We start from the raw sequence: 24,108 nt of genomic DNA, 5'->3' as shown, positions 1-24,108 counted from the left end.
ATCCCATACGACCCCCACGCCCTGTAAATTTCTGGCCATGCCCCGTGGACGCCACCGCAATCCCGAACCCCTGCACCGGCTGCTCCTTCCGACGGCCGTCGCCGGTGTTTCCCTCACCAGCGCGGCCGTGGCCTGGCTGCTCGCGGAACCCGTCCCGCTGCGACTGCTCGTGGCCGTCACGGCGGCCGCCGGCATCGCGGGGGCCGTCGTCATGCGCGCCTGGGACCGGGCGGCCGGCCGGCGCGTCGCGGAGCTCGCGCGCGAGCGGGTCAAGGACGAGTGGCGGACCGAGGAGCGGGTGGCCGAGCTCGAGTCCGACCTCGAAGAGGCCCGGGCGCTGCGCGCCAAGCTGGACGCCAAACTGCGGGCCAAGCGGGTCGAACTCGCCGGGCTCCGCGGCGAGCACGCCGCCCTGCTGCGCCGGTACGCGACCGCCGAGACCGAGCGGGCCAGCGCCCTGGAGGGCCGCCGCCTGCTCGCCATCGAGGCCTCGGCGACGCCGGCGGCCGGCGGCCCGAAGGAACTTCCGGCGGTGAGCGAGGAGCGCACCTCCAGCGGCGCGCCCACGTCGGTCGGCTACGCCCGGGCCCACGCGGCCCTGGTCGCCCTGGCGCAGAAGGCCGCGGACGGGGCGGAGCAGCCCGCCATTCCCGCCACTCCTGCCATTCCCGCCACTCCTGCCGCTTCCGCCGCTTCTGCCGCTTCCGCTCCGGCGCCGGCCCGGCCGGCGGCCGCAGCCGCCGCCGCTGCTGCCGGATCCGCGCAGCGCCGGGCCCTGGAGGGTGCACCGGGCGGTGGACCGGCCGCTGCGCAGCACCGCCGCCCCGGTGACGCGCCGGTGCCCGGTGCGACCGCCGCGGCGCCCGCGACCGCCGCCACCACCGGCTCCGGCCTGCCGGCGCGTCGTCCGGTCGCGCCCGTGGCCCCGTACCAGGCGGCCCGTCGGCCCGCCTCCCGCACCGTCGGCGGCTTCGACTTCTTCGGGACGAAGAGCGCCGAGCGGGCCCGCGCGGTCATCGAGTCCGTCCAGAACGAGGACCTGGCCGACGTGGTCGGCGCCGAGGCCCTCGCGGTCCACAAGGCCGAGACCGAGGACCGGGCCGCGGCCGAGCCGGAGTTCAAGCCGGCCACCCCGGAGCAGCGCGCCATGGGGCAGGTCATCGACCTGACGGCCCACGACGAGACCGAGCCGATCGACGTCGTCCGCCTGCGCAGCGCCATCTCCTAGCGCTGCGACCGGGGCCGAGGGGCGCTGTTCATAGGGCGTTGCGCAGCGACTGCACCGTACGGGCCAGGTCGGGATCCGAGTGGGCCGTGTTCAGGGCGGAGCTGAGGACCTCGGCGTAGGTGGAGCGCGCCGCGCCGTACGTGCGCCGGCCCTCGTCGGTGATGACGGCGTACACGCCGCGCTTGTCGTCGGGGCACAGGTCCTTGTACGCGTAGCCCGCCGAGTCCAGCCGGCCCACCAGGCGGGTCACCGAGCTCTGGCCCAGCCCGACGCGGTCGGCCAGCTCCTGCATGCGCAGCTCGCCGTCGGACGCCTGCGACAGGTCCTCCAGGGCCCGGTACTCCGAGAGCCCTATGCCGTGGTGGCGCTGGAGGGCCTGGGCGAGCTGCCGCTCCACGCGCGAGTGCAGGGTGAGCACGCGGGCCCACATCGCCTGGTCGGAGGAGGCGGGAGGTGCGGTCGTGGGTGAGGTCATGGCGCCTCGACTCCTCATCTGTCGTCGCGTTGACAACCACATACATGCTCAAGCAAGCTTATCGCCTCGCTGTCGGTCCCGCCCAGGGAAAAATGCGGACCAATAATGCATGCACGTACAAGCAACTATCTGGAGGTTCTTGTGTCTGCCACCGCGACGGGCCACTCCGTGTCCAAGGGCTGGGCCTGGCTGCTCTTCTCGTCCCTGTTCGAGATCACCTTCGCGCTCAGCACCAACGCGACCGACGGATTCACCAAGCTCGGCCCCTCGCTCCTGACGGCCGCCGCCGCGGCCTGCGGCATCTACACCCTGTCCCAGGCGCTCAAGACCATCGACGTGGGCGTCGGCTACACCGTCTGGTCCGGCATCGGCGCCGTCGGCACCGTGGTCCTCGGCACCCTCGTCTACGGCGAGTCCATGACCGCCTGGAAGGTCCTCGCCTTCGTCCTCATCATCGGCGGCGCCCTCGGCCTGCGGATCTCCGACACGGTCGCGGCCAGGAAGGCCGCCGCGGCCGAGGCCGCCCCGCTCACCCAGCCCGTCGCCTGACGGCCCGCACCGTTCGCACACCCCACAGCCGCCCAGCGCCCTCTTCCAGAAGGACACCTGCCATGACCTGGGTCTTCCTCGGTATCGCCATCCTCTTCGAGATCGCCTTCGCGCTCGGTACCAACGCCACCAAGGGCTTCACCCGCCTCTGGCCGTCCGTGCTCACCCTCGGCGCCGCCGCCGGCGGCATCTACACCCTGTCGCTGGCCCTGCGGGAGCTGGACGTCAGCGTCGGCTACACCATCTGGACCGGCATCGGCGGCGTCGGCACGGTCGCCCTCGGCTCGATCATCTTCAAGGAGAAGATCACGCCCGCCCGCCTGCTCTCCTTCGCCTCGATCATCGGCGGCGCGCTCCTGCTGCGCCTGACCTCGGCCTGAGCGGGGCGACGCACAGGAACCACCGGGGCCGGACGCGGTCGACTTCCGCCACCGGTCGGATGCCGGGCGGGCGCGGCGCGCCGGCCTGGTGCCTCCGCGGCCCTCAGGCGGCGGCGTACGAGGCCACCAGGCGGCCCAGGTGACGGCCCGCCAGCAGCAGCGGGGTGCGGCTCCGGGTGACCTGGGCGGTCATTTCGGCGCCCTCGAGGGTGGATACGGCGGTCACCGCGAGGTCGCGCGCCTCCGGTTCGGGGATGCCCGAAGCCAGGAGCTTCGCGGCCACGAGCTCCTGCCAGTTGAGGAAGGCCCGGGCGCAGGCGGCCTGGAGTTCCGGGAGGCGGCCGATGGTCTCCAGGGCCGTCGCGGTCACGGGGCAGCCGTCCCGCCAGTCGGAGGCCTCCAGGGCGTCGGCGAGCAGGACGGTGAGGGCCTCCAGGGCGCGGGCGGGGTCGGGGTCGGAGCCGAGCCCGGTGCGCAGCTGCTCGGCGAACTCCTCGTCACCGAAGTGGACGGCGGCCACCGCCAGTTCCTGCTTGCCGCCGGGAAAGAAGTGGTACAGCGAGCCGAGGGTGGCCTCGGCCTCGCGCACGAGCTGCTTGACCGGGGTGTTCTCGTAGCCGCCGTGCTGCATGAGGCGGGAGGCGGTGCGGACCAGCCGCTCGCGCGTGCCCGGCGCGGCCGTCTGCGCCGTCTGCGCCGCCCGTGCCGTCTTGGCCGTCGTCGCCTTCTTCGCTGCTGATGCCGTGGCTGCCATGTCGGGATCCTACCCCGCCCATTGGATAGAGCGCTCGTTCTAGTCGTGCTACGGTCGCCCCGGGCGCTGGATAGAGCGCTCGTTCTAGAGCTTCGACCGGGGGAGGACTCCGTCATGCAGCAGCACCGCACCGTCACCGTCATCGGCCTGGGACCCATGGGTCGGGCCATGGCCGCCGCCTATCTCGACGCCGGCTACGGCGTGACCGTCTGGAACCGCAGTGCCGGCAAGGACGCCGACCTCGTCGCCCGCGGCGCCCGCCGGGCCGGCTCCGCCGCCGACGCCGTCCGCGCGAGCGGGCTCACCGTCGTCAGCCTCATCGACGTCGAAGCCCTGTTCACCGCCCTCGCTGATGCCGACCTCGCCGGCCGCACGCTGGCCAACCTGTCCTCCGACGTCCCCGAGCGGGCGCGCAAGGCGGCGCGGTGGGCCGGAGGCCGCGGCGCCGGGTACCTGACCGGCGGGGTCAACGTGCCGCCGTCCGGCGTCGGCAAGCCCGAGTCGCCGATCTTCGTCAGCGGCCCCGAGGCCCTCTACTCCGCGCACCGTGCCGCGCTCGACGTCCTCGGCACCACCGACTTCCGCGGCACCGACCCCGGCCACGCGCAGCTGTACTACCAGCTCAACATGATCATGTTCTGGACGGCGATGACCGGCTTCCACCAGGCCGTCGCCGTCGCCCGGGCCAACGGCCTGACGGCCGCCGACATCCGTCCGTACGCTGCCGCGACCACCGACAGCATGCGCGGTTTCCTCGACTTCTACGCCCCCCGCATCGACGCGCACGACCACGCCGGCGCCGTCGACCGGCTCGCCATGTGCGCCGCGAGCGTCGAGCACGTCCTGCACACCGCCGCGGACTCCGGCGTGGACACGGGCATCCTCGCCGCCCACGCCGACCTGTACCGGCGCGGGGTCGAAGCCGGCTTCGGGGCGGACAGCAGCAGCCGCCTGGTCGAGCTGCTCGCCCCGGTGGAGCAGCCGGCGGCCTGAGGGCCGAGTGCCCCGGCCCGTCCCCCGGCCCGCTCAGGGATAGGCGCACACCATGACCACGGCCGCCGCCTCCAGCAGCAACTGCACCGTCAGCGCCGCGGACTGGTACCTGCGCGGCGCGGTCATCACCACGGCCGCGGCGGCCAGGACCGCGATGCACACCGCCCCGAACAGGGCGAAGGGGAAGGGCCGGCAGCCGCCGTACATCAGGCACCGGCTGCCCGTCTCCGACATCAGCACGGCGACCTTCGCGGCCACCAGGGCGGGCAGCAGCAGCACGCCGGCGATGCCCGAGCTGCGGCGCATCCCCATCGACGGGCCGCCGGCCCGCGCCGCGGCGGCGGTGGGAGCGGCAGCGGTGGTGGTGTCGTACGGCTGGTTCCAGGTCATGCCGCCATCATGGCCCGCCCGGCCCGGCCCGCGGATGCGCGGAACTACTCAGCCCGGCGCTCCGCCGTACTCAGCTCCGCCGGCGCGGGGCTCAGAAGAGGGGCAACTGCCCGGGCAGTTCGGACAGCACGAACCCGTCCAGCGTCGGCGCCGAGGCGCCGAGCACCACCCGCGCCCGGGACCCCGGACAGGACACCAGTCCGGCCCGCTCCCGCCCGGACGGCGGATCGTGCCGGGCGATCCGGCCGGCGGTCACGGCGCAGTCGCGCCCGCACACGGGGCAGGAACGTCGGGGTGAATGGGCCATGCCCCCAGTGTGCCCGCCCCCACCGACAGGACCCCGGCCGGCCCCGTGGCATCATCTGCGGCAGCCGACGGAGAGGGGCCCGGGATGGGATGGCGACTGTGCGCGGCCGCGCCGATCGCGGTGATGGCGCTGCTGTTCCTCTGCTCGGGCACCGCCACGCTCACCCGGGGCTGGATGCCGCGCCGGCAGCGCGGGCTGGTCCGCCGGCCCGGCCTGTTCGGCTGGGCCCAGGTGGTGGCCGGCCTGGCGCTGGGGGTCCAACTGGTCGCGCTCCTCGCGGTGGAGCCCGCGCACAGCACGGCCCTGGGGGTGCCGGCGGTCACCGTCATGCTGCTGGCGCTGTCGCTGATCCCGTTCTCGCACCGCCCGCCCGGCGCGGCGGGCCGGCCCCCGGGCCGGTAGGGCCTCCGGGCGGCGGGGCCGCTACTCCCGCTCCGCCTTCGCGCCCTCCCGGGAGGCCAGCCACGCCTCGTGGGCCGTGAGCACCCGGGCCCACAGCGCCTCCCGGTCGGCTGCCGTCAGGTCGTCCAGGGCGCGGCCGAAGACGCCGCCGATCACCGAGAAGAACTCCCCGGGCGTGTCCAGGACCCGCTCGGTCGTGCCCTTCTGCGGGTCGATCCGGCTGAGCACCCGGCCCCGCAGGGTGTCGACGCCGTCCGGGTCGCGCCGCAGCAGGGCCAGGGTGCGGACGAAGCCGGAGTCCTGCGAGGTCGACAGCCGCTCGTGCTGAGCCTCGAAGTCGGCCGTCGCGGCGGGCGCCGACAGGATGTTGACCACCGGGCAGGGGGCGGCCTCGTTCACGTACCGCCAGCCGGGCGCGTCCCCCTCCAACGGGGCCAGCCCGTACGTGAAGGCGCCCTGCCGGTGGGTTCCTGCGCGCAGCGGCAGCGGCTCGTGCGGGCCGTCGCCGAGCCCTGCGTCGACGAAGTACTCCTCGCCCTCGACCTGCACCGTCAGCGCGAGGTGGTCGCCGTTCACGTCGTGCCGCTCGCGGTCCGCCGGGCCGAGCACGCCCGCGACGTGCCGCGTCACCTCGTACCCGAGGGACTCCAGCAGCAGGGCGAAGGCCCCGTTGAGGTGGAAGCAGTAGCCGCCGTACCCGGCGGCCAGGCGCCGCACCGACAGCTCGGGCGCGATGCCGGCCGGCCGGCCGAGCTGGATGTCGACGTTCTCGTACGGGATGCGCTCGAGGTGGGCGCGCTGGAGGGCGAAGAGCGCCTCGGCGGTCGGCCGGGGCGGCCGTGCGAAGCCGAGCCGCCGGAGGTAGCCGGGCAAACCGTCGAAACCGTCGAAACCGTCGAAACCGTCAAAGCCGTCGTAGTCGTCGCCTATGCGTGGGGTCATCCCCGCACCCTAGGCGCAAACCGCCTTCCGGCTCCTCGGAGTTGTCACTTGTCGATGTCGCCGACGACGAAGAACAGCGAGCCGAGGATCGCCACCATGTCCGCGACCAGCGTGCCCGGCAGCAGCACCGACAGCGCCTGGATGTTGTTGTACGAGGCCGAGCGCAGCTTCAGCCGGTACGGGGTCTTCTCACCCTTGGACACCAGGTAGTAGCCGTTGATGCCGAGCGGGTTCTCGGTCCAGGCGTACGTGGCCCCCTCGGGCGCCTTCAGCACCTTCGGCAGGCGCTGGTTGACCGGCCCGGGCGGCAGCTGCGCCATCCGGTCCAGGCAGGCCTCGGCAAGGTCGAGGGAGTTGTGGGTCTGGTCGAGCAGGCACTCGAAGCGGGCCAGGCAGTCGCCCTCCTCGCGGGTGACCACCTTCAGGACGTCCTGCAGCTCGCCGTAGGCCAGGTACGGCTCGTCGCGGCGCAGGTCGAAGTCGACGCCGGAGGCGCGGGCGATCGGGCCGGAGACCCCGTACGCGTGCACCGCCTCCGCCGACAGGACGCCGACGCCGCGGGTGCGGCCGCGGAAGATCTCGTTGCCGTGGACCAGCTTGTCGTACACGTCCATGCGGGTGCGGACGTCGGCGATCGCGGCGCGCGCCCGGCCGAGCCAGCCGGCCGGCAGGTCCTCCTTGAGGCCGCCGACGCGGTTGAACATGTAGTGCATGCGGCCGCCGGAGATCTCCTCCATGACCGCCTGGAGCTCCTCGCGCTCGCGGAACGCGTGGAAGATCGGGGTGATCCCGCCCAGTTCGAGCGGGTACGACCCGAGGAACATCAGGTGGTTCAGCACCCGGTTCAGCTCGGCGAGCAGGGTCCGCATCCACACGGCCCGCTCGGGAACCTCCATGCCGAGCATCCGCTCGACCGCCATGACCACGCCGAGCTCGTTGGAGAACGCGGACAGCCAGTCGTGGCGGTTGGCCAGCATCACGATCTGCCGGTAGTCCCGGGCCTCGAACAGCTTCTCCGCACCGCGGTGCATGTAGCCGACCACCGGCTCGGCGCTGACGATCCGCTCCCCGTCCAGGACGAGGCGCAGGCGCAGCACGCCGTGCGTGGAAGGGTGCTGCGGTCCGATGTTGAGCACCATGTCGGTGCTCTCCGCCGCGCCGCCGATGCCGACCGTCGTCTCCGTCATGCGGGCATTCTCGCAGCCCTAGGGTGGGGGCATGGAAACGGGGACGAAGGGTGAGACGAGCCGCCCCGAGTGGGTGCGGCTGCCCGGCGGGCTGCTGCGGCTGAGGCGTCTGCTGCTGGTGGTGTGGACGGTGCCGCTCGCCGCCGTCACCGCGCTCGTGCCCGGGCTGCTGGCCGGCCCCGCCTGGGCGGCCTGCGGGCTCCTCTGGCTCGCCGTCCTGGCCTGGGGGTGGGTGCTGCTCGGCCGGAACTGGCGGTCCTGGCGGTACGCCGAGCGCGCCGACGACCTGCTGATCAGCCGGGGCGTGCTGTGGCAGGAGCAGACCGTGGTCCCGTACGGGCGGATGCAGCTGGTCGAGGTGGCCTCGGGCCCGCTGGAGCGGCGCTTCGGGCTGGCCTCCGTACAGCTGCACACGGCGGCCGCGGCGACCGACGCCAAGATCCCCGGGCTCGCGCCCGCCGAGGCCGAGCGGCTGCGGGACCGGCTGACGGAGCTGGGCGGGGCAAGGTCGGCGGGCCTGTGACCGCCGACCCCGTGGACGCCGGCGCCGCCGACCCCGTGGACGCTTGCGGCACCGGCGCTGCCGCTGACACCGCCCCGGGCGCCGGCTCCGCCGCCGAGCGGCGGCTGCACGTGCTCACCCCGCTGCGCCGCGCCTGGGTGCCGATCGCCGCGACCGGCGGCGTGGCCGTCCAGCAGGGCGAGCGGCTCGCCGAGTGGATCGGCGGCCTGACCCCCGCCCTGCAGCTGCTCTCCCTGGCCGCGCTCGTCCTGCTCTTCGGCCTGTACGGGTTCCTGAGCTGGTGGTCCACCCGTTACGCCGTCACCGGCACCGAGCTGCGCATCCGCAGCGGCCTGGTCTTCCGGCGCACCGCGCACATCCGCCTGGACCGCATCCAGGCCATCGACGTCACCCGCCCGCTGCTGGCCCGGATCGCCGGGGTCGCCGCCCTCCGGATCGACGTCATCGGCACCGAGGACAAGGACGAGCTGGCCTTCCTCGGCGAGCGGGAGGCCGCGGCCCTGCGCGCCGAGCTGCTGGCCCGGGCCGCCGGCTTCGCCCCGGAGCAGGCGGCGGCCGTCGGCGAGGCCCCGCAGCGGGAGCTGCTGCGGGTGCGCCCGCGCGACCTCGCCGTCTCCCTCGCGCTGACCCTGTCCGCCTGGTGGGCGCTGCCCGTGGTGGCGGCCGCGCCCGTGGTGGTCTGGTGGCTCAGCGACAACCCGTGGGCCGCCCTCGGCATCCTGCTGCCGCTCCTCGGCGGGGCCTGGGCGGGCACCGCCGGCCGCTTCATGGAGGAGTACGACTGGCGCGTCGCGGAGTCCCCCGACGGGCTGCGCCTGGACCACGGGCTGCTGGACCGGGCCCACGAGACCGTGCCGCCGGGGCGCGTGCAGTCCGTACGGATCGTGGAGCCGCTGCTGTGGCGGCGCCGCGGCTGGGTCCGCATCGAACTGTCGGTGGCCGGCTCGAAGAACGGGGTGCTGGCCCCGGTGGCCCCGCGGGCCGAGGCACAGGCGCTGATCGCCCGGGTCCTGCCGGGCGCCGACCCGGCCGCCCTGGACTTCGACCCCGCGCCGCGCCGCGGGGCGCGCTGGGTGGTGCCGGTGTGGTGGAGGGGCTACGGCCTGGCCGTCTCGCCGGAGGTCTTCGCGACCCGGCGCGGCCTGCTGTGCCGGCGGACGGAGATCGTCCCGCACGCCAAGGTGCAGAGCGTCCGGCTCACCCAGGGCCCCTGGCAGCGGGCCCATGGCGTGGCCGACGTCCACGTCGACACCGGGGCGAACGGCACGGTCACGGCCCGGCTGCGCGGCGCTGGGGAGGCGGCGGAGCTGCTGCTGGCCCAGGCGGACCGGTCCCGCACCGGGCGGGCGGTGGCGGGCCCGGACCGCTGGATGACCTGACGGGTCCGTTCGGACGGCGGCCGTGGCGCAGCCGTGGTAACTCCGCGCGCAGCGCAAGAGGGCTCCGGTCTCTCCGGGTAAGGACTGGCGGCGGCCCCTCGACCGGGTCCGCGACCAGCGCCCCAGCGACCCAAGGGACCGACAGCACCATGCCCCTCAAGCCCTCCCGCTTCCGGACCGCCGCCCGTCTGGCAGTGCCCGCCGCGGCCGCGCTCACCCTGACCATGGCCCTGGCGAGCCCCGCGTCCGCGAGCCCCGCCTTCGTGGCGATCATCAACGGCCGGCTCACCTTCACCGCCCTGCCGGGCGAGGTCAACACCGTCACGTTCGACGACTTCAGCGCCGGGACCCTCCGGGTCACCGACACGACCAGCAACCTCACCGCGGGCCCGGGCTGCGTCGGCAGCGGCCACACGGTGATCTGCGCCGGCCCGACCGACGGCGTCACCCGGATCGTCGCCAACCTCGGCGACCGGAACGACACGGCCACCAACGACACGGCGACCCTGCCCGGCGACATGAACGGAGGACCGGGGCAGGACATCCTCGTCGGCGGAAACGGCAACGACCGGCTCACCGACCCGGACGGCTGGGGCTCCACACCGGGCGAGACCACCTTCGTCGGGCGGGGCGGCAACGACACGATCGTCAGCCGCAACGGCGGCTTCGACAAGATCTCGTGCGGCCCCGGCTTCGACCTCGTCGTGGCCGACAGCGCCACACTCGACACCCTCGTTGCCGGCGCCCAGTGCGAGTTCGTCCAGCGCTGACCCGAGGGCCCGCCCGGCCCTAGCCCGCCCCGCCGCCCGCCCTGACCAGGCCGGACTCGTACGCGAGCACGACCACCTGCACCCGGTCCCGCAGGTTCAGCTTGGTCAGGATGCGGCCCACGTGCGTCTTGACCGTGGCCTCCGAGAGCACCAGCCGGGCCGCGATCTCGCCGTTCGACAACCCCTGGGCCACCAGCAGCATGACCTCGCGCTCGCGCTCCGTCAGCCGCTCGATCTCCTTGTTCTGCGGCTCCTGCGTGCTGGTCGGCAGCATCGGGGCGAACCGGTCCAGCAGCCGCCGCGTCGTGGACGGGGCCACCACCGCGTCACCGCTGTGCACCGAGCGGATCGCGGCCAGCAGCTCGCCCGGCGGCACGTCCTTGAGCATGAACCCGCTCGCGCCCGCCTTCAGCCCGGAGAACGCGTACTCGTCCAGGTCGAAGGTGGTCAGGATGATCACCTTGGGGTGCTCGGCGGGCTCGCAGATCCGCCGCGTGGCCTCGACCCCGTCCAGCCGCGGCATGCGCACGTCCATCAGCACCACGTCCACCTTCGTGGCCCGCAGCACCTCCAGCGCCTCCAGGCCGTCGCCCGCCTCCGCGACGACCTCCATGTCCGGCTGGGCCGCGAGCACCATCCGGAAACCCGTGCGCAGCAGCACCTGGTCGTCGACCAGCATCACTCGGATGGACATCAGTTACCTCGACCTCGTCATTTCTTCTTGAGGGGGAGCAGAGCGCTGATCCTGAAGCCTCCGCCCGGGCGCGGGCCCGCGTCCAGGGTTCCGCCGACCATACCGACCCGCTCCCGCATGCCGATCAGCCCGTGCCCGGCGCCGTCCGCGCCGCCGTCCTCGTACAGCTCGTGGGCCGCGCCCCGGCCGTCGTCCTCGACGAGCAGGCCGAGCCCGTCGTCGAAGTAGACCAGCCGGACGCTCGCCTTGGCGTCCGGGCCGCCGTGCTTGCGCGTGTTCGTCAGCGCCTCCTGCACGATCCGGTACGCGGTCAGCTCAACGCCGCTGGGCAGCTTGCGGGGCGCGCCCTCGACCTCGAACTCCACGGTGAGGCCGGCCGCCCGCACCTGCTCCACGAGCACCTCGATCTGCTCGACGTCCGGCTGCGGCACGTAGTCCTCGGACTCCTGCGGCTCCCCGGTGCGCAGCACGCCCAGCAGGCGGCGCATCTCGGCCAGCGCCTGCCGGCCGGTGCCGGAAATGGTCTGCAGGGCCTCCTTGGCCTGTTCCGGCGCCACGTCCATCACGTACGCGGCCCCGTCCGCCTGCACCACCATCACCGAGACGTTGTGCGCGACCACGTCGTGCAGCTCGCGGGCGATCCGGGCGCGCTCGGCGGCGACGGCCACCTTGGCCTGCGCCTCGCGCTCCTTCTCCAGGCGCTGGTTGCGCTCCACGAGCTGGGCGTAGTACGCGCGGCGGGTGCGCAGGGAGTCGCCCAGCACCCAGGCCAGGGCGAAGGGGACGATCGCGAAGAGCGTGAAGAAGACGTTGTCCGTGGTGTCGCCCTTGTCCACGTGGAAACGCAGGGCGTACAGGGGGGATGCGGTCATTCCGATGGCGAACGCGGTACGGGAGAACCGGCGCGAGACCTCGGCCGAGGCCGCCACCGTGTAGAGGATCATCAGCATGCCGAAGTCGGCCGTATGGGCCTCGGTGCCGGTCAGCAGCTGGTAGACCCCGGTGCCGACCGCGGTCCAGAACATCGGCCGCGTCCACTTGCGGCGCAGCGAGACGACGGCGCCCATCGCGAGCACCGACGGCACGGCGAGCAGCTTGGGGGCCGCGCCGACCCCCCTGCCGGTGACCTCCAGCATCGCGATCCCGCACAGGAGGACAGCCCAGAAGGTGTCGACGCCCGTCGGGTGTCTGCGGAGGAAGTCGTAGAGGCGCTGCACGTAACCCAGAGTAGGCAAGGGAGAAAGGTGCTGGAGTCAACCACAGGGGCGATCCGTCATCCGGGGGTGTACTCCGCAAGGTGGAGGGCGAGCTTAGCCTGTGGGGGATGAGCACGCAGGGCACTCAGGGTGAAGACGGGCAGCCGGTCCGCTGGCGGACGGCGATGGAGACGGCGCTGTACGGGCCCGGCGGCTTCTACGTGCGCCCCGGCGGCCCGGGGCCCGCCGGGCACTTCCGCACGTCCGTGCACGCCTCGGCGCTGTACGCGGGCGCGGTCGCGCGGCTGCTGTGCCGGGTGGACGCGCAGCTCGGGCACCCGGAAGGGCTGGACTTCGTCGACGTCGGGGCCGGGCGCGGGGAGCTGGCCGCCGGGGTGCTGGCGGCGCTGCCGGCGCGGACGGCGGAGCGGGTGCGGGCGTACGCGGTGGAGAAGGCGGCGCGGCCCGACGGGCTGGACCCGCGGATCCGGTGGGTGGCGGAGCCGCCCGCTGGGGCGGTGGGGCTGCTGTTCGCGAACGAGTGGCTGGACAACGTGCCGCTGGACGTGGCGGAGGGCGGGCGGTACGTGCTGGTCGCCGCCGACGGGAGCGAGAGCCCGGGCGAGGTGTTGTCCGGCGCCGACCGGGCCTGGGTGGAGCGGTGGTGGCCGGGGGCCGGCCGGGCCGAGATCGGGCGGGCCCGGGACGAGGCGTGGGCGGCGGCCGTCGCCACCGTGGACCGGGGTCTGGCGGTGGCGGTGGACTACGCCCACACCCTGGCCGGTGGGCGGCCGGTGTACGGCACCCTGACCGGGTTTCGGGAGGGGCGGGAGGTGGCGCCCGTGCCGGACGGGAGCTGTGACGTCACGGCGCACGTGGCGCTGGATTCCTGCGCGGGGGCGGGGGCCGTGCTGCTGACGCAGCGCGATGCCCTGGGGGCGCTCGGCGTCTCGGGGGCCCGACCGCCGCTGTCCCTCGCCTCGGCGGATCCCGCGGCCTACGTCCGCGCCCTCGCGTCGGCCGGCGAAGCCGCGGAACTCACCGCCCGCGGTGGCCTGGGCGACTTCCTCTGGCTGGCCGAGGGCGTCGGCGGTATCCCCGCCTGGCCCCTCTGACCGCGGCCGTCGCCGCCGGTTTCCGCTGCGCGGAGCCGTTCCCCCACCCCGCCCCTTCTCCCCCGGCTACCGCTGGGAGGTGCCCCCAGAAACGCCTCAATCGCCGGCGGGGCTCAAAGATTCGGGGGTCCGGGGGCGGAGCCCCGAATCTTTGAGCCGCGCCGGCGATTGAGGCGGAGCGGGGGCCGGGGCCGCAGGACCCGGTTTCTGGGGGCACCTCCCAGCGGTAGCCGGGGGAGAAGGGGCGGGGAGGGGACAGGCCCCGCGCAGCGGCGGGTCGGCCGGGCCCCGCCGGCACGGTGATGGCGTGGGGCGGGGCCCGGGACGGTTACTCCGTGGACTCGTGGGCGTGGCCCTCGCGGAGGCCGCCGCCGCTGCCGGCGGAGCCGCCCGTCGGGGCGGAGACGACCGGGCGGGCCAGCGGAGCCAGGTCCCACGCGTAGTGGCCCACCGCGTTGGCGATGACGTCGACGTTGATGTCCAGCGCCTTCTGGTTGATGTTCGCGATCGTGTCGCCCTTGCCGTGGTAGTTCACGTCGTACGCGACACCCGCCTCACCGCCGAACTTCACCGCCTGCGCCGCCGTCTTGATGCCCTCGGCCCCGGTGTCGGTGCCGCCCGACGGAATGCCCGCCTCGATGAACGGCCCGTAGTCGGAGCGGCCGGTGAAGTCCGAGCCCTCGTGCGGGATGCCCTGCGCGTCGAGGAAGTCGGTGATGCCCTTCTCCAGCTGGGCTGAGCCCTCGGGGCCGGGGCCCGAGCCGACGTGGTCGGAGTCGTCGCCGTCGTAGACGAAGTACGCCGCGTTCGGCGAGGCGATCATGTCGAAGTTCAGGTAGAGCTTGATCTGCTTCTTCTGTGCGTCCGTGAGCCCGCCCACGTACGCCTCGGAGCCGAGCAGGCCGAACTCCTCCGCCGACCACCAGGCGAACTTCACCTTGTTCTTGATCTTCTTCTGGTCGCCCGCGAGCCGCTGTGCGACCTGGAGGATGCCGGCCGACCCCGAGCCGTTGTCGTTGATGCCGGGGCCGGCGGCGACCGAGTCCAGGTGCGCGCCGAGGAACACCGTGTTGTTCTCGTCGCCTCCTTGCGTCTCCGCGATCACGTTGAACGTCTTGCGGTTCTCGCGGAACTCGCGGATGTCCAGGGTGACCTCGACCGGCCCGGCCGCGGCCTCGGCGGCGAGCTTCTCGCCCTCTGCCTTGGTGATGCCGCCGGTCGGGATCTTCCCGGCGTTGGCGTCGCCCAGGGTGCCGTTCAGGGCGCCGTCGGTGTTGTTGTAGATGACCGCCCCGACGGCGCCGGCCGCCGCCGCGTTGGCCTGCTTGACCGCGAAGGTGCAGCCGCCGCGCCGGATCAGCGCGATCTTCCCGGTGAAGGCGCCCGCCGCGAAGTCCTCCGGCTGGCAGCCGGTGGTGTTGTCCGCGTCGACCGGGACGGCGGCGATCTGCGCCGTCACCCCGTTCGCCGGGCCGCTCGCGGTGTACGTCATCAGCTTGATCGGGACGTCCCGCCCGCTCGCGCCGTTCACCTTCAGCGTCTCGGCGATCGTCTCCACGTACACGAACTCGAACTCGTTGCGGGAGACCTTGTACCCGGCGGCCTTCAGCACCGCCTCGACGTACTGGGCGGACTGCACGTGGCCCTTCGAACCCGCCACGCGCGTGCCGTTGTTGTAGTCGGCGATGGACTGGAAGACCTTCAGGTGGTTGTTGGCGCCTTTGCCGGTGGAGTCCTTGACCAGCTTCCTGGCCAGGGCGTCGCCCCGGGCGGCGTCGCTCTGCGGACTGCCCGTGGCGCCGGCCGGCCCGGCCAGCAGCAGCGGGGAGACGAGGGCGGCGACCGCGAGGGCGGCGGTTGCGGCGGCTATACGGCGTGACGGCATGAAGGTCCTTCCACGACAGGTGCGAGCTGGCAGACGGAAGCGATGCGCGGTACGTGGGGGGAGTGGTGGACGCACGGTATAGACCTGCGGGCGGATCTGGCCAGACCTTGAACTGATTCCGGTTCGTGAATTCCGTATATCGGTGCGTACGCGCCGTCGGAATCCGGCCAACTCCGGTGTTCCGGCCTAGCGCAGGATGCCTTCTATGAAATCGGGGCCGATCCGGGCGACCACGCCCAGGTCCAACTGGTGCTGGGCGTAGCGGCCCTGACGCCGCGTGTGCAGCAGGCCCGCCTTCTTCAGCACCGACAGGTGCCGGGAGACCTCCGGCGGGGTGATCCCGAGTACGGTGGCCAGCTCGCTCGTGGTGTACGGCGCGCGGGCCAGGCTGCGGCACAGCATCATCCGCATCGGGTGGGCCAGGGCCTCCATCCGCCGCTGGAGCAGTTCCACCGAACCGGACGAGGGCAGTTCGGGGGAGCGCAGCGGGTAGTGGACCACGGGCCGCCAGCCGGGGGCGTGCAGCACCAGCAGGTGCGGCCAGCCGAAGTGCGTCGGCACGAAGACGAGGCCGGGGCCTATCTCGGGGTCGGTCGCGGTGGCCTGCCCGGTGACCAGCTTGTCGACGGTGATGACGGTGCGCGCCTCGTCGACGCCGAGGGCGGTGGAGACCTCCTTGAGGACGGCGGGCAGCCCCTTGCGCCGCAGCACCTCGGTCTTGTGCCGGGCGTCCGCGCTCTGCTCGGGCTCGATGCGCCGCCAGGTCTCGCCGAAGAAGGCCTCGTCGCAGTCCTCCAGCAGCCGCCGCATCCACACCCGTACGGCCGCGGTGTCGTCCAGGAGCCGCCGGGAGAACTCCAGCCGGCCGGGCCCGCGGGCGGCGGCGGTCTCCAGCACCTTGGCGCGGGCGCCCGCGTCGGTCAGCGGGGACGGCCCGCCGCCCTCGTTGTACAGGGCCAGCCAGCAGTGCTCCAGGGCGGCCATCACGAACCGCTCGTCGTCCAGCCGGTCGAGTACGTCGAGCTCCTCGGCCAGCGTCGGGGCGGGCCGGCCGGTGCCGCCGGGGACCCCGGCGAAGGGCATGAAGATGTCGGCGAAGGAGGAGCGCCACATGAAGTCGCCCTCCAGCAGCCGGTCCGCGAGGCACGGGTCGAGGGAGGCCGCGGTGGCGGTGGTCCAGGAGGCGAGGCCGGGGTGGTGGGCGGGCTGCGAGAGCGCGTGCAGGGTCATGCAGAGCTCGGCGAGCGGAGAGGGCGCGAAGGTGATGCTCTCGTCGGGGAGCCCGGCGATGTCGATCGTGACGCTCATCGGGCCATTCTGGCCGGTGAGCGCCGCGACGGGGTGTACCGCCGCGGCGGGGCGGCACCGGATGTGCCGCCCCGCCGCACTTACTCAGTCCAGACGGGTGTGCGGGATGTCGAAGTGGTCGGTGCTGCTCGGGATCTTGCTCATGCAGTCGCCGTTGCCGCCGTAGGGCCAGTTGCCCCACAGCAGCAGGTGGTCGCCGGTCTTCGGGCCGACGATCCCGTCGGCGTTGAGCGAGAACTGCCCCTGGAACCAGCGGACCTGGGCCTCGGTCTTCGGGCCCCAGTAGCCGTCCTCCTTGACGGTGGCGCGGCCGCGCTGGCGGGCGAGGTCGTTGGCGAGGTGCTGGACGCACCAGACGCCGTCGCCCTGCTCGGCGTAGCCGCGGCCGACGTAGGAGGCGCCGGTGGAGGCCTGCGCCGTGCCGGCCAGGCCAGCTGCGGCGAGTGCGGCGGTCGCCGCCAGGACGCCGGCGCGGACTGCCATCTTCTTGATCATGTAAATCCCCGTTGATGGTCGTGCTGTGCGGCTCGTGGCCGCCCAGTGTTGATCATCAACGGGGACGGCGGTCCGCTCACGCCCGGTTCCCGGTTGTTCGAAGAAACCATTCCTTGCAGGTCAGGGCGTCGATTGACGCTGCACGTCAATCGACGAGCGGCTCGCCGCCACAGGGTTCAGGGTGGAGGCATGACAGCGATCGAGCAGTACCTCATCGACACCTACCGGGCCTCCCAGCACGGTGACCCGATGCCCCCGCCGCCGGGCCGTGACGACGTCGCCGTCCTGCGCGCGGCCCGCACCTACGAGCAGTTCCGGGCGGTCCTGGACGGGCGGGCGGCCCACCACCCCTGGCGCGCCGCCCTCCGCCGCCTGCTCACCCGGCCCCGGCCCTGCTGAAAGGGCCCGGGCCGGAGCACCTCAAGCGAAGTTCGGCGCGTTGCGCTCGTACACCAGGCGCAGCCCGATCAGCGTGAGCCACGGCTCGTGGTCGTCTATCACCGACGACTCGCCCAGCACCATCGGCGCCAGACCGCCGGTGGCGATGACGCGGACGTCGTCCGGGTCGCCGTGCGGGCCGGCCAGCTCCCGGGCCATGCGGGTGACGACCCCGTCGACCTGCCCCGCGAACCCGTACACCACGCCCGACTGCATCGCCTCGACCGTCGACTTGCCGATCACGTGCCGCGGCCGGGCGAGCTCGATCTTGCGCAGCTGCGCGCCCCGTACGCCGAGGGCCTCCATCGAGATCTCGATGCCCGGGGAGATCACCCCGCCCACGTACTCGCCCTTCGCGGACACCGCGTCGAACGTGGTCGCCGTACCGAAGTCGACCACGATCGCCGGCCCGCCGTAGAGCTCGACCGCCGCGACCGCGTTGATGATGCGGTCCGCGCCGACCTCCTTGGGGTTGTCCATCAGGATCGGCACGCCCGTCTTGATGCCCGGCTCGACCAGCACCGCCGGCACGTCGCCGTAGTAGCGGCGCGTCACCTCGCGCAGCTCGTGCAGGACCGACGGCACCGTCGAGCAGATCGCGATGCCGTGGATGCCGTCGCCCAGCTCGCTGCCGAGCATCGGGTGCATGCCCATCAGGCCCTGCATCAGGACGGCCATCTCGTCGGCCGTGCGCCGCGGGTCGGTCGAGATGCGCCAGTGTTCGACGATCTCGTCGCGGTCGAACAGGCCGAGCACCGTGTGCGTGTTGCCGACGTCGATGGTGAGCAGCACCGGTTACACCGCCTCGCGCAGGTCGAGGCCGATGTCCAGGATGGGCGAGGAGTGGGTGAGCGCGCCGACGGCCAGGAAGTCCACGCCCGTCTCGGCGTACGCCCGCGCGTTCTCCAGCGTCAGGCGGCCCGAGGACTCCAGGATCGCCCGGCCCTTGTTGTGCTCCCGGTTCAGGATCACGGCCTCCTCGGTCTCCATCGGCGTGAAGTTGTCCAGGAGGATCAGGTCGGCCCCGGCGTCCATGACCTCGCGCGCCTGGTGCAGGGTGTCGACCTCGACCTCGATCGGCAGCTGCGGGAACGCCTCGCGCACGGCCCGGAACGCCTGCGCGACCCCGCCGGCCGCCACCACGTGGTTGTCCTTGACCAGCGCCGCGTCCGACAGGGACATGCGGTGGTTCACGCCGCCGCCGCAGCGCACCGCGTACTTCTCCAGCGAGCGCAGGCCCGGGGTCGTCTTGCGGGTGTCGCGGACCTTGGCCTTGGTGCCCTCCAGCGCGTCCGCCCAGCGGCGGGTCGCCGTCGCGATGCCGGACAGCCGGCACACGATGTTCAGCGCGCTGCGCTCGGCGGTCAGCAGGTCGCGGGTGCGGGCCCGCACCGACAGCAGCACCTCGCCCTTCTTGACGCTGTCGCCGTCCTCGGCGTGCCGCTCCACCTCGAAGGCCTCGGTGCACACCACCGAGAACACGGCCTCGGCGATCCGCAGACCGGCCACGACGCCGTCCTCGCGGGCCACGAAGTCCGCGATGGCCTCGGCCTCCTCGGGGACGGTCGCGACGGTGGTCACGTCCTCGCCGCCGTCGAGGTCCTCGGCCAGCGCCATGTGCGCGATGTCCTCGACCTCGACGGGGTCGAGCCCGGCGTCGGCCAGCAGCTGGGCGAGCGCCGGGTCCAGGCCGCTCTGCTCGCCGTCGCCGCAGCCGCAGTCGTCGCCGCAGCCGCCTTCGGTCTGGTCGATCAGGGGGAGTTCGGGGGTGCTCACGATGACTGCTCCTGGCTCAGGGGGTGCTGTACGGACGGGAGGTCCGCGGTGTCGGTGGGGGTGACGACCAGGGCCCGCCGCTCGGTGGCGGACAGCCGGACGACGAGGTGGCGGCGCCAGGCGGCGTCGTCGCGGTCGGGGAAGTCCTCGCGCCAGTGGCAGCCGCGGGTCTCCTCGCGCCGCAGGGCGGCGGCGACCAGCACCCGGGCCACGCACAGCAGGTTGGTGGCCTCCCAGGTCTCGGTGCCCGGCACGGCCGTCTTGCCTTCGGTCTCCAGGGCGGTCAGGGCCGTCGCGTACAGGTCCTCCAGGGCGGCCGCGGCCTCCCGCAGGGACGCGGCCGAGCGGAGCACGCCCGCGCCCTGCGTCATGATGCGCTGGACCTCGTACCGCGCCTCGGCGGGCTGCAGGGGGCCGGTCGACGGGACCGGTATGCCCGGGCCGCTGCCCGACGCGGCGCTGCGGACGATGTCCTCGGCGATCCGCTCGGCGAAGACCAGGCCCTCCAGCAGGGAGTTGGACGCCAGCCGGTTCGCGCCGTGTACACCGGTGCAGGCGACCTCACCGCACGCGTACAGGCCCGGAACCGTGGTCCGCCCGTGCAGGTCGGTGCGGACACCGCCGGACGCGTAGTGCGCGGCAGGGGCCACCGGGATCGGCTCGGTCACCGGGTCGATGCCGTGCGCCCGGCAGGCGGCCAGGATGGTCGGGAAGCGCTGCTCCCACATCTCGGCGCCGAAGTGGCGGGCGTCCAGGTACATGTGCTGCGCGCCCTGCTCCTGCATGCGGCGCATGATGCCCTTGGCGACGATGTCGCGCGGGGCCAGCTCGGCCAGCTCGTGCGCGCCCAGCATGAAGCGGACGCCGTCCGCGTCGACCAGGTGCGCGCCCTCGCCGCGGACCGCCTCCGACACCAGCGGCTGCTGGCCCTCCGCGTCCGGGCCCAGGAACAGCACCGTCGGGTGGAACTGCACGAACTCCAGGTCCGAGACCTCGGCCCCGGCGCGCAGCGCGAGCGCCACGCCGTCGCCGGTGGACACCGACGGGTTCGTGGTCGCGGAGAACACCTGCCCCATGCCGCCGGTCGCCAGGATCACGGCCGGCGCGTGGACGGCGCCGACGCCGTCGTGCTGGCCCTCGCCCATCACGTGCAGCGTGACGCCGGCCGTGCGGCCGTCGGCGTCCTGCAGCAGGTCCAGGACCAGCGCGTTCTCCACCGTACGGATCCCGGCGGCCTGCACCGCCTCGACCAGCGCGCGGGAGATCTCCGCGCCCGTCGCATCACCGCCGGCGTGCGCGATGCGGCGCCGGTGGTGGCCGCCCTCGCGGGTCAGCTCGATCTCGCCGGTCTCGGCGGAGGTGTCGAAGACCGCCCCCGTGTCGATCAGCCGGCGCACCGCGTCCGGCCCCTCGGTCACCAGCAGCCGGACCGCCGCCTCGTCGCACAGGCCGGCGCCCGCGACCAGGGTGTCGTCCAGGTGCTGCTCGGGGGTGTCGCCCTCGCCGAGGGCCGCGGCGATCCCGCCCTGCGCCCAGCGCGTCGAGCCGTCGTCCAGCCGGGCCTTGGTGACCACGACCGTACGGCGGCCCGCGGCGGCGCAGCGCAGGGCGGCGGTCAGGCCCGCCACGCCGGAGCCGACGACCACGACGTCGGCTTCGACGGCCCAGCCGGGGGCGGGGGCGTGCAGCCGTATGCCGGTACCGGCGGTGCCTGTGCCTGGGGTGCTCACGAGTGTGCTCCGAACTCCAATGGGATGTTGTCGATCAGCCGCGTCGAGCCGACCTTCGCTGCGACGGCCAGCACGGCCCGTCCGGTGAAGTCGGGGCCGACGTCGGTGAAGTCCTGCGGGTCCACCAGGGCGAGGTAGTCCAGGACCAGGGGCGGCTCGTGCCGGCCCGCCTCCTCCAGGACGTGCCGGGCCGCGGCCCGTACGGCGTCCGGCAGCCCGGTCCCGGCGGCGGACACGGCGTGCGCGTCCGCCGAGGCCCGGATCTCCCCGAGCCGCGCCAGGGCGCTCGCCCGCTCGTCGCTGGCCGGGTTGGCCTCGGCCCGGGCCCGCAGCGCGGCCTGCGCGGCGAGCCGGTCCCGGCCCGCGAACAGGGCGCGCGACAGGGCCAGCGCGGTGCGCCGCTCCGGGGCGGACAGGTAGCGGTTGCGGGAGGACAGTGCGAGCCCGTCCTCCTCGCGGACGGTCGGTACGCCGACCACCTCGACCGGGAAGTTCAGGTCGGTCACCATCCGCCTGATCAGCGCCAGCTGCTGGGCGTCCTTCTGCCCGTACAGCGCCACGTCGGGCCGGGTCAGGTGGAGCAGCTTGGCCACGACGGTCAGCATCCCGTCGAAGTGCCCGGGCCGGGTCGCGCCCTCCAGGCGGGTGCCCATCGGGCCGGCGCTGATGCGGACCTGCGGGTCGCCGCCGGGGTAGACCTCCTCGACGGCCGGCGCGAACACGGCGTCGGCGCCCGCCGCGCGGGCGATCTCCAGGTCGGCGTCGAGGGTGCGCGGATAGCGGTCGAGGTCCTCGTTCGCCCCGAACTGCAGCGGGTTGACGAACACGGTCACCACGACCTGCCCCTCGGGGCCCGCCTGCGCCCGCGCCGCACGGACCAGCGTGGCGTGCCCCTCGTGCAGGGCGCCCATCGTCATCACGACGGCGCGCGGCCCGGAACCCGAGCGCGGGAGCTTGGCCAGCTCCTCCGCGGTGTCGATCAGCAGCAGCTCGTGGCTCACCGGCCGTCGCTCCTTCCGGCGCCGTCCGCGCCGTCTCCGGGCGCAGTGTCCACGCCGTCCGCAGTGTCCGCCAGGACCCCGAGCAGGTCCTCGGCGAGCTCCGGCTTGAGCAGGCCGTGCGCGAGCGCCCGGTCCGCGGTGGTGCGGGCCATCGCCAGGTACCCGGCGACCGTGCCCGGTGCGTGCTTGCGCAGCTCCGTCACGTGCGCCGCGACCGTGCCCGCGTCGCCGCGGGCCACCGGGCCGGTCAGTGCCGCGTCACCGGAGCGCAGGGCGTTGTCCAGGGCCGCGCCCAGCAGTGGGCCGAGCATCCGGTCGGGGTGCCCGACGCCCGCCTTGTGCAGCAGCTCCATCGCCTGGGCGACCAGGGTGACCAGGTGGTTCGCGCCGAGGGCCAGGGCCGCGTGGTACAGCGGGCGGGCGTCCTCGGCGATCCACTCGGGCTCCCCGCCCATCTCGATGACCAGCGCCTCCGCGGCCAGCCGGAGCTCCTCGGGGGCCGTCACGCCGAAGGAGCAGCCGGCCAGGCGCTGCACGTCGACCTCGGTGCCGGTGAACGTCATCGCGGGATGCAGCGCCAGCGGCAGCGCGCCCGCGCGCCGGGCCGGGTCCAGCACCCCGGCCCCGTACCGGCCGGAGGTGTGCACGAGCAGCTGCCCGGGCCGCACGGCCCCCGTGTCGGCGAGCCCCTGCACCAGCGCGGGCAGTGCGTCGTCGGGCACGGTCAGCAGCACCAGGTCGGCCCGCTCGAGCACCTGCGCCGGGGTGACGAGCGGCACGTCGGGCAGCATCCGCTCCGCACGCCGGCGGGAGGCGTCGGAGACGCCGGAGACGGCAACCGGGCGGTGGCCGGCCAGCTGCAGGGCGCGCGCCAGCGCGGGGCCGACCCGGCCGGCCCCGACGACGCCGACGGTCAGCCGGGCGGGTCGGGCGGACGGATCCCGGGGTTCCGTCTGATGGGGTGCGTTCACGCGGGAAGGGCCTTCCGTTCCAGTCCGCGGGGGGTACCGGACGATACGCCGCCATGCTAGCCCCTGGGCGAAGACGGCGATCAGCGATGATCTGGGTCATGACGGACGACATCGAACGGGCGAACCGGCTGGTGGAGGCGGCCCGCAGGGCCGAGCGCACCCTGTGGCGCGGCGTGCGCGAGGCCACCGTCGGCGAGCTGCTGGCGGGACTGGCCGCACCCGACCCCGACGAGCCGGCCGACCTGTACGGCGACGGGGTCGTGACCCGGCTCGAGGAGCGGGTCGCCGAGCTGCTGGGCACGCAGGACGCCGCCTTCTTCCCCTCGGGCACCATGGCCCAGCAGATCGCCCTGCGCTGCTGGGCCGGCCGCACCGGGAACCCGCTGGTCGCCCTGCACCCGCGCAGCCACCCCGAGCTGTGGGAGGGCGGCGCGCTGCCCGTGGTCTCCGGCCTGCGCACGGTCCACCCGACGCGGGAGCCGCGCCAGCCGACGCCCGAGGAGGTCGCCGAGCTGGCCGAGCTCTTCGGCACCCTGATGCTGGAGCTCCCGCTGCGCGACGCGGGCTTCCTGCTCCCCTCGTGGGAGGAGCTGGAGCAGCTCGTCTCGGCGGCCCGGGAGCGCGACGCGGTGGTCCACTTCGACGGGGCCCGGCTGTGGGAGTCCACCGTCCACTTCGGCCGGACCCTGCCGGAGATCGCCGGGCTCGCGGACTCCGTCTACGTCTCGTTCTACAAGTCGCTCGGCGGCCTCAGCGGGGCCGCCCTGGCCGGACCGGCCGCCCTGGTCGAGGAGGCCAGGGTCTGGCGGCACCGCTACGGCGGGCAGGTCTTCCGCCAGTTCCCGCAGGCCCTGTCGGCGCTGGCCGGGCTGGAGCGGGAGCTGCCGCTGCTGCCCTCGTACGTGGCGCACGCGCGGGTGGTGGCGGAGGCCCTGGCCGAGGGCTTCGCCGCGGCCGGGATCCCGTGGTCCCGGATCCACCCGGAGGTCCCGCACACGCACCAGTTCCAGGTGTGGCTGCCGTACGAGCCGGCCCGGCTGACGGAGGCCGGGATCCGCCTCGCGGAGGAGACCGGCACCGTCCTGTTCCGCACCTGGTCGCCGGGTCCCGTGCCGGGCCTGGCGGTCACCGAGGTCACGGTCGCCGAGCCGGCCCTGACCTGGACCGCCGAGGACGTCGCGAAGTCCGTGGCAGCCTTCACCGCCCGCCTTTGACGCGAC

27 protein-coding genes are annotated in these 24,108 nt (G+C 73.9%); 11 read left to right on the top strand and 16 right to left on the bottom strand.

The window, feature by feature from the left end; all coding sequences use genetic code 11:
* The first annotated feature begins 37 nt into the window (after positions 1–37).
* Complete coding sequence (locus ABZ924_RS16455) at positions 38–1,228, top strand: hypothetical protein (protein ID WP_361909325.1); 1,191 nt, start codon at positions 38–40, stop codon at positions 1,226–1,228.
* Positions 1,229–1,256: 28 nt separating this feature from the next.
* Here ABZ924_RS16455 and ABZ924_RS16450 read toward each other — a convergent pair whose 3' ends face one another.
* A complete protein-coding gene (locus ABZ924_RS16450; protein WP_361909322.1) occupies positions 1,257–1,703 on the bottom strand; it encodes a MarR family transcriptional regulator in 447 nt (148 codons plus the stop codon).
* A 141-nt stretch (positions 1,704–1,844) separates the two neighbouring features.
* On the opposite strand from ABZ924_RS16450, the gene ABZ924_RS16445 reads away from it, so the two are divergent.
* Together ABZ924_RS16445 and ABZ924_RS16440 are read left to right on the top strand one after the other, a co-directional pair.
* Positions 1,845–2,252 (top strand): multidrug efflux SMR transporter, encoded by a 408-nt coding sequence (locus ABZ924_RS16445; protein WP_361909319.1) that lies wholly within the window; start codon positions 1,845–1,847, stop codon positions 2,250–2,252.
* 62 nt (positions 2,253–2,314) lie between these two features.
* A complete protein-coding gene (locus ABZ924_RS16440) occupies positions 2,315–2,632 on the top strand; it encodes a multidrug efflux SMR transporter (RefSeq protein ID WP_361909316.1) in 318 nt (105 codons plus the stop codon).
* A gap of 103 nt (positions 2,633–2,735) precedes the next feature.
* Here the strand turns inward: ABZ924_RS16440 and ABZ924_RS16435 are convergent, their stop codons facing one another.
* Positions 2,736–3,386 (bottom strand): TetR/AcrR family transcriptional regulator, encoded by a 651-nt coding sequence (locus ABZ924_RS16435; RefSeq protein ID WP_361909313.1) that lies wholly within the window; start codon positions 3,384–3,386, stop codon positions 2,736–2,738.
* Positions 3,387–3,500: 114 nt separating this feature from the next.
* Between ABZ924_RS16435 and ABZ924_RS16430 the strand changes: the two genes are divergently transcribed.
* Positions 3,501–4,379 carry an NAD(P)-binding domain-containing protein gene (locus ABZ924_RS16430; RefSeq protein WP_361909310.1) on the top strand — a complete coding sequence of 293 codons (879 nt, stop codon included), beginning with the start codon at positions 3,501–3,503 and terminating at the stop codon, positions 4,377–4,379.
* A gap of 33 nt (positions 4,380–4,412) precedes the next feature.
* Here the strand turns inward: ABZ924_RS16430 and ABZ924_RS16425 are convergent, their stop codons facing one another.
* Both ABZ924_RS16425 and ABZ924_RS16420 read right to left on the bottom strand, forming a co-directional pair.
* The gene (locus ABZ924_RS16425) at positions 4,413–4,769 is read right to left on the bottom strand and encodes a hypothetical protein (RefSeq protein ID WP_361909307.1); all 357 of its coding nucleotides are present in this window, start codon (positions 4,767–4,769) and stop codon (positions 4,413–4,415) included.
* Positions 4,770–4,860: 91 nt separating this feature from the next.
* Positions 4,861–5,076, bottom strand: a complete 216-nt coding sequence (locus ABZ924_RS16420; RefSeq protein ID WP_361909305.1) for a hypothetical protein — start codon at positions 5,074–5,076, stop codon at positions 4,861–4,863.
* Positions 5,077–5,160: 84 nt separating this feature from the next.
* Between ABZ924_RS16420 and ABZ924_RS16415 the strand changes: the two genes are divergently transcribed.
* The gene (locus ABZ924_RS16415) at positions 5,161–5,478 is read left to right on the top strand and encodes a hypothetical protein (RefSeq protein ID WP_361909302.1); all 318 of its coding nucleotides are present in this window, start codon (positions 5,161–5,163) and stop codon (positions 5,476–5,478) included.
* A 21-nt stretch (positions 5,479–5,499) separates the two neighbouring features.
* Here ABZ924_RS16415 and ABZ924_RS16410 read toward each other — a convergent pair whose 3' ends face one another.
* The gene (locus tag ABZ924_RS16410) at positions 5,500–6,420 is read right to left on the bottom strand and encodes an arylamine N-acetyltransferase (RefSeq protein ID WP_361909299.1); all 921 of its coding nucleotides are present in this window, start codon (positions 6,418–6,420) and stop codon (positions 5,500–5,502) included.
* A 44-nt stretch (positions 6,421–6,464) separates the two neighbouring features.
* Positions 6,465–7,607: an NADH-quinone oxidoreductase subunit D gene (locus ABZ924_RS16405; protein WP_361909296.1), complete on the bottom strand. Its 1,143-nt coding sequence runs from the start codon at positions 7,605–7,607 to the stop codon at positions 6,465–6,467.
* A 31-nt stretch (positions 7,608–7,638) separates the two neighbouring features.
* Between ABZ924_RS16405 and ABZ924_RS16400 the strand changes: the two genes are divergently transcribed.
* From ABZ924_RS16400 to ABZ924_RS16390, 3 genes are all read left to right on the top strand, one after another.
* A complete protein-coding gene (locus tag ABZ924_RS16400) occupies positions 7,639–8,130 on the top strand; it encodes a PH domain-containing protein (protein WP_361909293.1) in 492 nt (163 codons plus the stop codon).
* A 35-nt stretch (positions 8,131–8,165) separates the two neighbouring features.
* Entirely contained in the window at positions 8,166–9,509 is a 1,344-nt protein-coding gene (locus ABZ924_RS16395) for a PH domain-containing protein (RefSeq protein WP_361909409.1), read from the top strand.
* A gap of 149 nt (positions 9,510–9,658) precedes the next feature.
* The gene (locus ABZ924_RS16390; RefSeq protein ID WP_361909290.1) at positions 9,659–10,279 is read left to right on the top strand and encodes a hypothetical protein; all 621 of its coding nucleotides are present in this window, start codon (positions 9,659–9,661) and stop codon (positions 10,277–10,279) included.
* A gap of 19 nt (positions 10,280–10,298) precedes the next feature.
* Here ABZ924_RS16390 and ABZ924_RS16385 read toward each other — a convergent pair whose 3' ends face one another.
* Both ABZ924_RS16385 and ABZ924_RS16380 read right to left on the bottom strand, forming a co-directional pair.
* Positions 10,299–10,973, bottom strand: a complete 675-nt coding sequence (locus tag ABZ924_RS16385; protein ID WP_361909288.1) for a response regulator transcription factor — start codon at positions 10,971–10,973, stop codon at positions 10,299–10,301.
* Positions 10,974–10,990: 17 nt separating this feature from the next.
* A complete protein-coding gene (locus tag ABZ924_RS16380) occupies positions 10,991–12,190 on the bottom strand; it encodes a sensor histidine kinase (RefSeq protein ID WP_361909406.1) in 1,200 nt (399 codons plus the stop codon).
* Positions 12,191–12,297: 107 nt separating this feature from the next.
* Between ABZ924_RS16380 and ABZ924_RS16375 the strand changes: the two genes are divergently transcribed.
* Entirely contained in the window at positions 12,298–13,284 is a 987-nt protein-coding gene (locus ABZ924_RS16375) for an SAM-dependent methyltransferase (protein ID WP_361909285.1), read from the top strand.
* Between the two features lie 328 nt (positions 13,285–13,612).
* On the opposite strand, the gene ABZ924_RS16370 is transcribed toward ABZ924_RS16375, so the two are convergent.
* The 3 genes from ABZ924_RS16370 to ABZ924_RS16360 form a co-directional block, all read right to left on the bottom strand.
* Positions 13,613–15,169 (bottom strand): M28 family metallopeptidase, encoded by a 1,557-nt coding sequence (locus ABZ924_RS16370; protein ID WP_361909282.1) that lies wholly within the window; start codon positions 15,167–15,169, stop codon positions 13,613–13,615.
* A gap of 186 nt (positions 15,170–15,355) precedes the next feature.
* Positions 15,356–16,477, bottom strand: coding sequence for a DUF5937 family protein (locus ABZ924_RS16365; protein ID WP_361909280.1), 1,122 nt, complete (start codon positions 16,475–16,477; stop codon positions 15,356–15,358).
* A gap of 84 nt (positions 16,478–16,561) precedes the next feature.
* Positions 16,562–16,960, bottom strand: coding sequence for a peptidoglycan-binding domain-containing protein (locus ABZ924_RS16360; RefSeq protein ID WP_361909277.1), 399 nt, complete (start codon positions 16,958–16,960; stop codon positions 16,562–16,564).
* A 201-nt stretch (positions 16,961–17,161) separates the two neighbouring features.
* On the opposite strand from ABZ924_RS16360, the gene ABZ924_RS16355 reads away from it, so the two are divergent.
* A complete protein-coding gene (locus ABZ924_RS16355; RefSeq protein ID WP_361909274.1) occupies positions 17,162–17,371 on the top strand; it encodes a hypothetical protein in 210 nt (69 codons plus the stop codon).
* A 21-nt stretch (positions 17,372–17,392) separates the two neighbouring features.
* Here ABZ924_RS16355 and ABZ924_RS16350 read toward each other — a convergent pair whose 3' ends face one another.
* Genes ABZ924_RS16350 through ABZ924_RS16330 form a run of 5 tightly spaced genes read right to left on the bottom strand, consistent with a single transcriptional unit; the run spans position 17,393 to position 22,888 of the window.
* Positions 17,393–18,202 carry a type III pantothenate kinase gene (locus ABZ924_RS16350; RefSeq protein WP_361909271.1) on the bottom strand — a complete coding sequence of 270 codons (810 nt, stop codon included), beginning with the start codon at positions 18,200–18,202 and terminating at the stop codon, positions 17,393–17,395.
* 3 nt (positions 18,203–18,205) lie between these two features.
* Positions 18,206–19,186 carry a carboxylating nicotinate-nucleotide diphosphorylase gene (nadC, locus tag ABZ924_RS16345; RefSeq protein ID WP_361909269.1) on the bottom strand — a complete coding sequence of 327 codons (981 nt, stop codon included), beginning with the start codon at positions 19,184–19,186 and terminating at the stop codon, positions 18,206–18,208.
* Positions 19,183–20,916: an L-aspartate oxidase gene (locus ABZ924_RS16340; RefSeq protein ID WP_361909266.1), complete on the bottom strand. Its 1,734-nt coding sequence runs from the start codon at positions 20,914–20,916 to the stop codon at positions 19,183–19,185. The genes nadC and ABZ924_RS16340 overlap by 4 nt, the downstream gene beginning before the upstream one ends.
* Positions 20,913–21,917: a pantoate--beta-alanine ligase gene (gene panC, locus ABZ924_RS16335; protein WP_361909264.1), complete on the bottom strand. Its 1,005-nt coding sequence runs from the start codon at positions 21,915–21,917 to the stop codon at positions 20,913–20,915. Before panC ends, ABZ924_RS16340 begins: the two co-directional genes overlap by 4 nt.
* Complete coding sequence (locus ABZ924_RS16330; protein ID WP_361909261.1) at positions 21,914–22,888, bottom strand: DUF2520 domain-containing protein; 975 nt, start codon at positions 22,886–22,888, stop codon at positions 21,914–21,916. Before ABZ924_RS16330 ends, panC begins: the two co-directional genes overlap by 4 nt.
* Before the next feature lie 98 nt (positions 22,889–22,986).
* Between ABZ924_RS16330 and ABZ924_RS16325 the strand changes: the two genes are divergently transcribed.
* Complete coding sequence (locus ABZ924_RS16325) at positions 22,987–24,102, top strand: beta-eliminating lyase-related protein (RefSeq protein WP_361909259.1); 1,116 nt, start codon at positions 22,987–22,989, stop codon at positions 24,100–24,102.
* The last annotated feature ends 6 nt before the right edge of the window (positions 24,103–24,108 follow it).

The organism is Streptomyces sp. NPDC046876 (assembly GCF_040645035.1).
Taxonomy (GTDB): domain Bacteria; phylum Actinomycetota; class Actinomycetes; order Streptomycetales; family Streptomycetaceae; genus Streptomyces.
The sequence above is the reverse complement of the archived record's forward strand: the minus strand, read 5'-3'. Positions and strand labels throughout refer to the sequence as shown.

What these genes read in the sequence shown, in the direction of transcription:
- ABZ924_RS16455 (WP_361909325.1), top strand. Translation starts at nt 38, where the DNA reads ATGCCCCGTGGACGCCACCGCAATCCCGAACCCCTGCACCGGCTGCTC.
- ABZ924_RS16450 (WP_361909322.1), bottom strand. Translation starts at nt 1,703, where the DNA reads ATGACCTCACCCACGACCGCACCTCCCGCCTCCTCCGACCAGGCGATG.
- ABZ924_RS16440 (WP_361909316.1), top strand. Translation starts at nt 2,315, where the DNA reads ATGACCTGGGTCTTCCTCGGTATCGCCATCCTCTTCGAGATCGCCTTC.
- ABZ924_RS16435 (WP_361909313.1), bottom strand. Translation starts at nt 3,386, where the DNA reads ATGGCAGCCACGGCATCAGCAGCGAAGAAGGCGACGACGGCCAAGACG.
- ABZ924_RS16430 (WP_361909310.1), top strand. Translation starts at nt 3,501, where the DNA reads ATGCAGCAGCACCGCACCGTCACCGTCATCGGCCTGGGACCCATGGGT.
- ABZ924_RS16425 (WP_361909307.1), bottom strand. Translation starts at nt 4,769, where the DNA reads ATGACCTGGAACCAGCCGTACGACACCACCACCGCTGCCGCTCCCACC.
- ABZ924_RS16420 (WP_361909305.1), bottom strand. Translation starts at nt 5,076, where the DNA reads ATGGCCCATTCACCCCGACGTTCCTGCCCCGTGTGCGGGCGCGACTGC.
- ABZ924_RS16415 (WP_361909302.1), top strand. Translation starts at nt 5,161, where the DNA reads ATGGGATGGCGACTGTGCGCGGCCGCGCCGATCGCGGTGATGGCGCTG.
- ABZ924_RS16410 (WP_361909299.1), bottom strand. Translation starts at nt 6,420, where the DNA reads ATGACCCCACGCATAGGCGACGACTACGACGGCTTTGACGGTTTCGAC.
- ABZ924_RS16405 (WP_361909296.1), bottom strand. Translation starts at nt 7,607, where the DNA reads ATGACGGAGACGACGGTCGGCATCGGCGGCGCGGCGGAGAGCACCGAC.
- ABZ924_RS16400 (WP_361909293.1), top strand. Translation starts at nt 7,639, where the DNA reads ATGGAAACGGGGACGAAGGGTGAGACGAGCCGCCCCGAGTGGGTGCGG.
- ABZ924_RS16390 (WP_361909290.1), top strand. Translation starts at nt 9,659, where the DNA reads ATGCCCCTCAAGCCCTCCCGCTTCCGGACCGCCGCCCGTCTGGCAGTG.
- ABZ924_RS16385 (WP_361909288.1), bottom strand. Translation starts at nt 10,973, where the DNA reads ATGTCCATCCGAGTGATGCTGGTCGACGACCAGGTGCTGCTGCGCACG.
- ABZ924_RS16375 (WP_361909285.1), top strand. Translation starts at nt 12,298, where the DNA reads ATGAGCACGCAGGGCACTCAGGGTGAAGACGGGCAGCCGGTCCGCTGG.
- ABZ924_RS16370 (WP_361909282.1), bottom strand. Translation starts at nt 15,169, where the DNA reads ATGCCGTCACGCCGTATAGCCGCCGCAACCGCCGCCCTCGCGGTCGCC.
- ABZ924_RS16365 (WP_361909280.1), bottom strand. Translation starts at nt 16,477, where the DNA reads ATGAGCGTCACGATCGACATCGCCGGGCTCCCCGACGAGAGCATCACC.
- ABZ924_RS16360 (WP_361909277.1), bottom strand. Translation starts at nt 16,960, where the DNA reads ATGGCAGTCCGCGCCGGCGTCCTGGCGGCGACCGCCGCACTCGCCGCA.
- ABZ924_RS16355 (WP_361909274.1), top strand. Translation starts at nt 17,162, where the DNA reads ATGACAGCGATCGAGCAGTACCTCATCGACACCTACCGGGCCTCCCAG.
- ABZ924_RS16325 (WP_361909259.1), top strand. Translation starts at nt 22,987, where the DNA reads ATGACGGACGACATCGAACGGGCGAACCGGCTGGTGGAGGCGGCCCGC.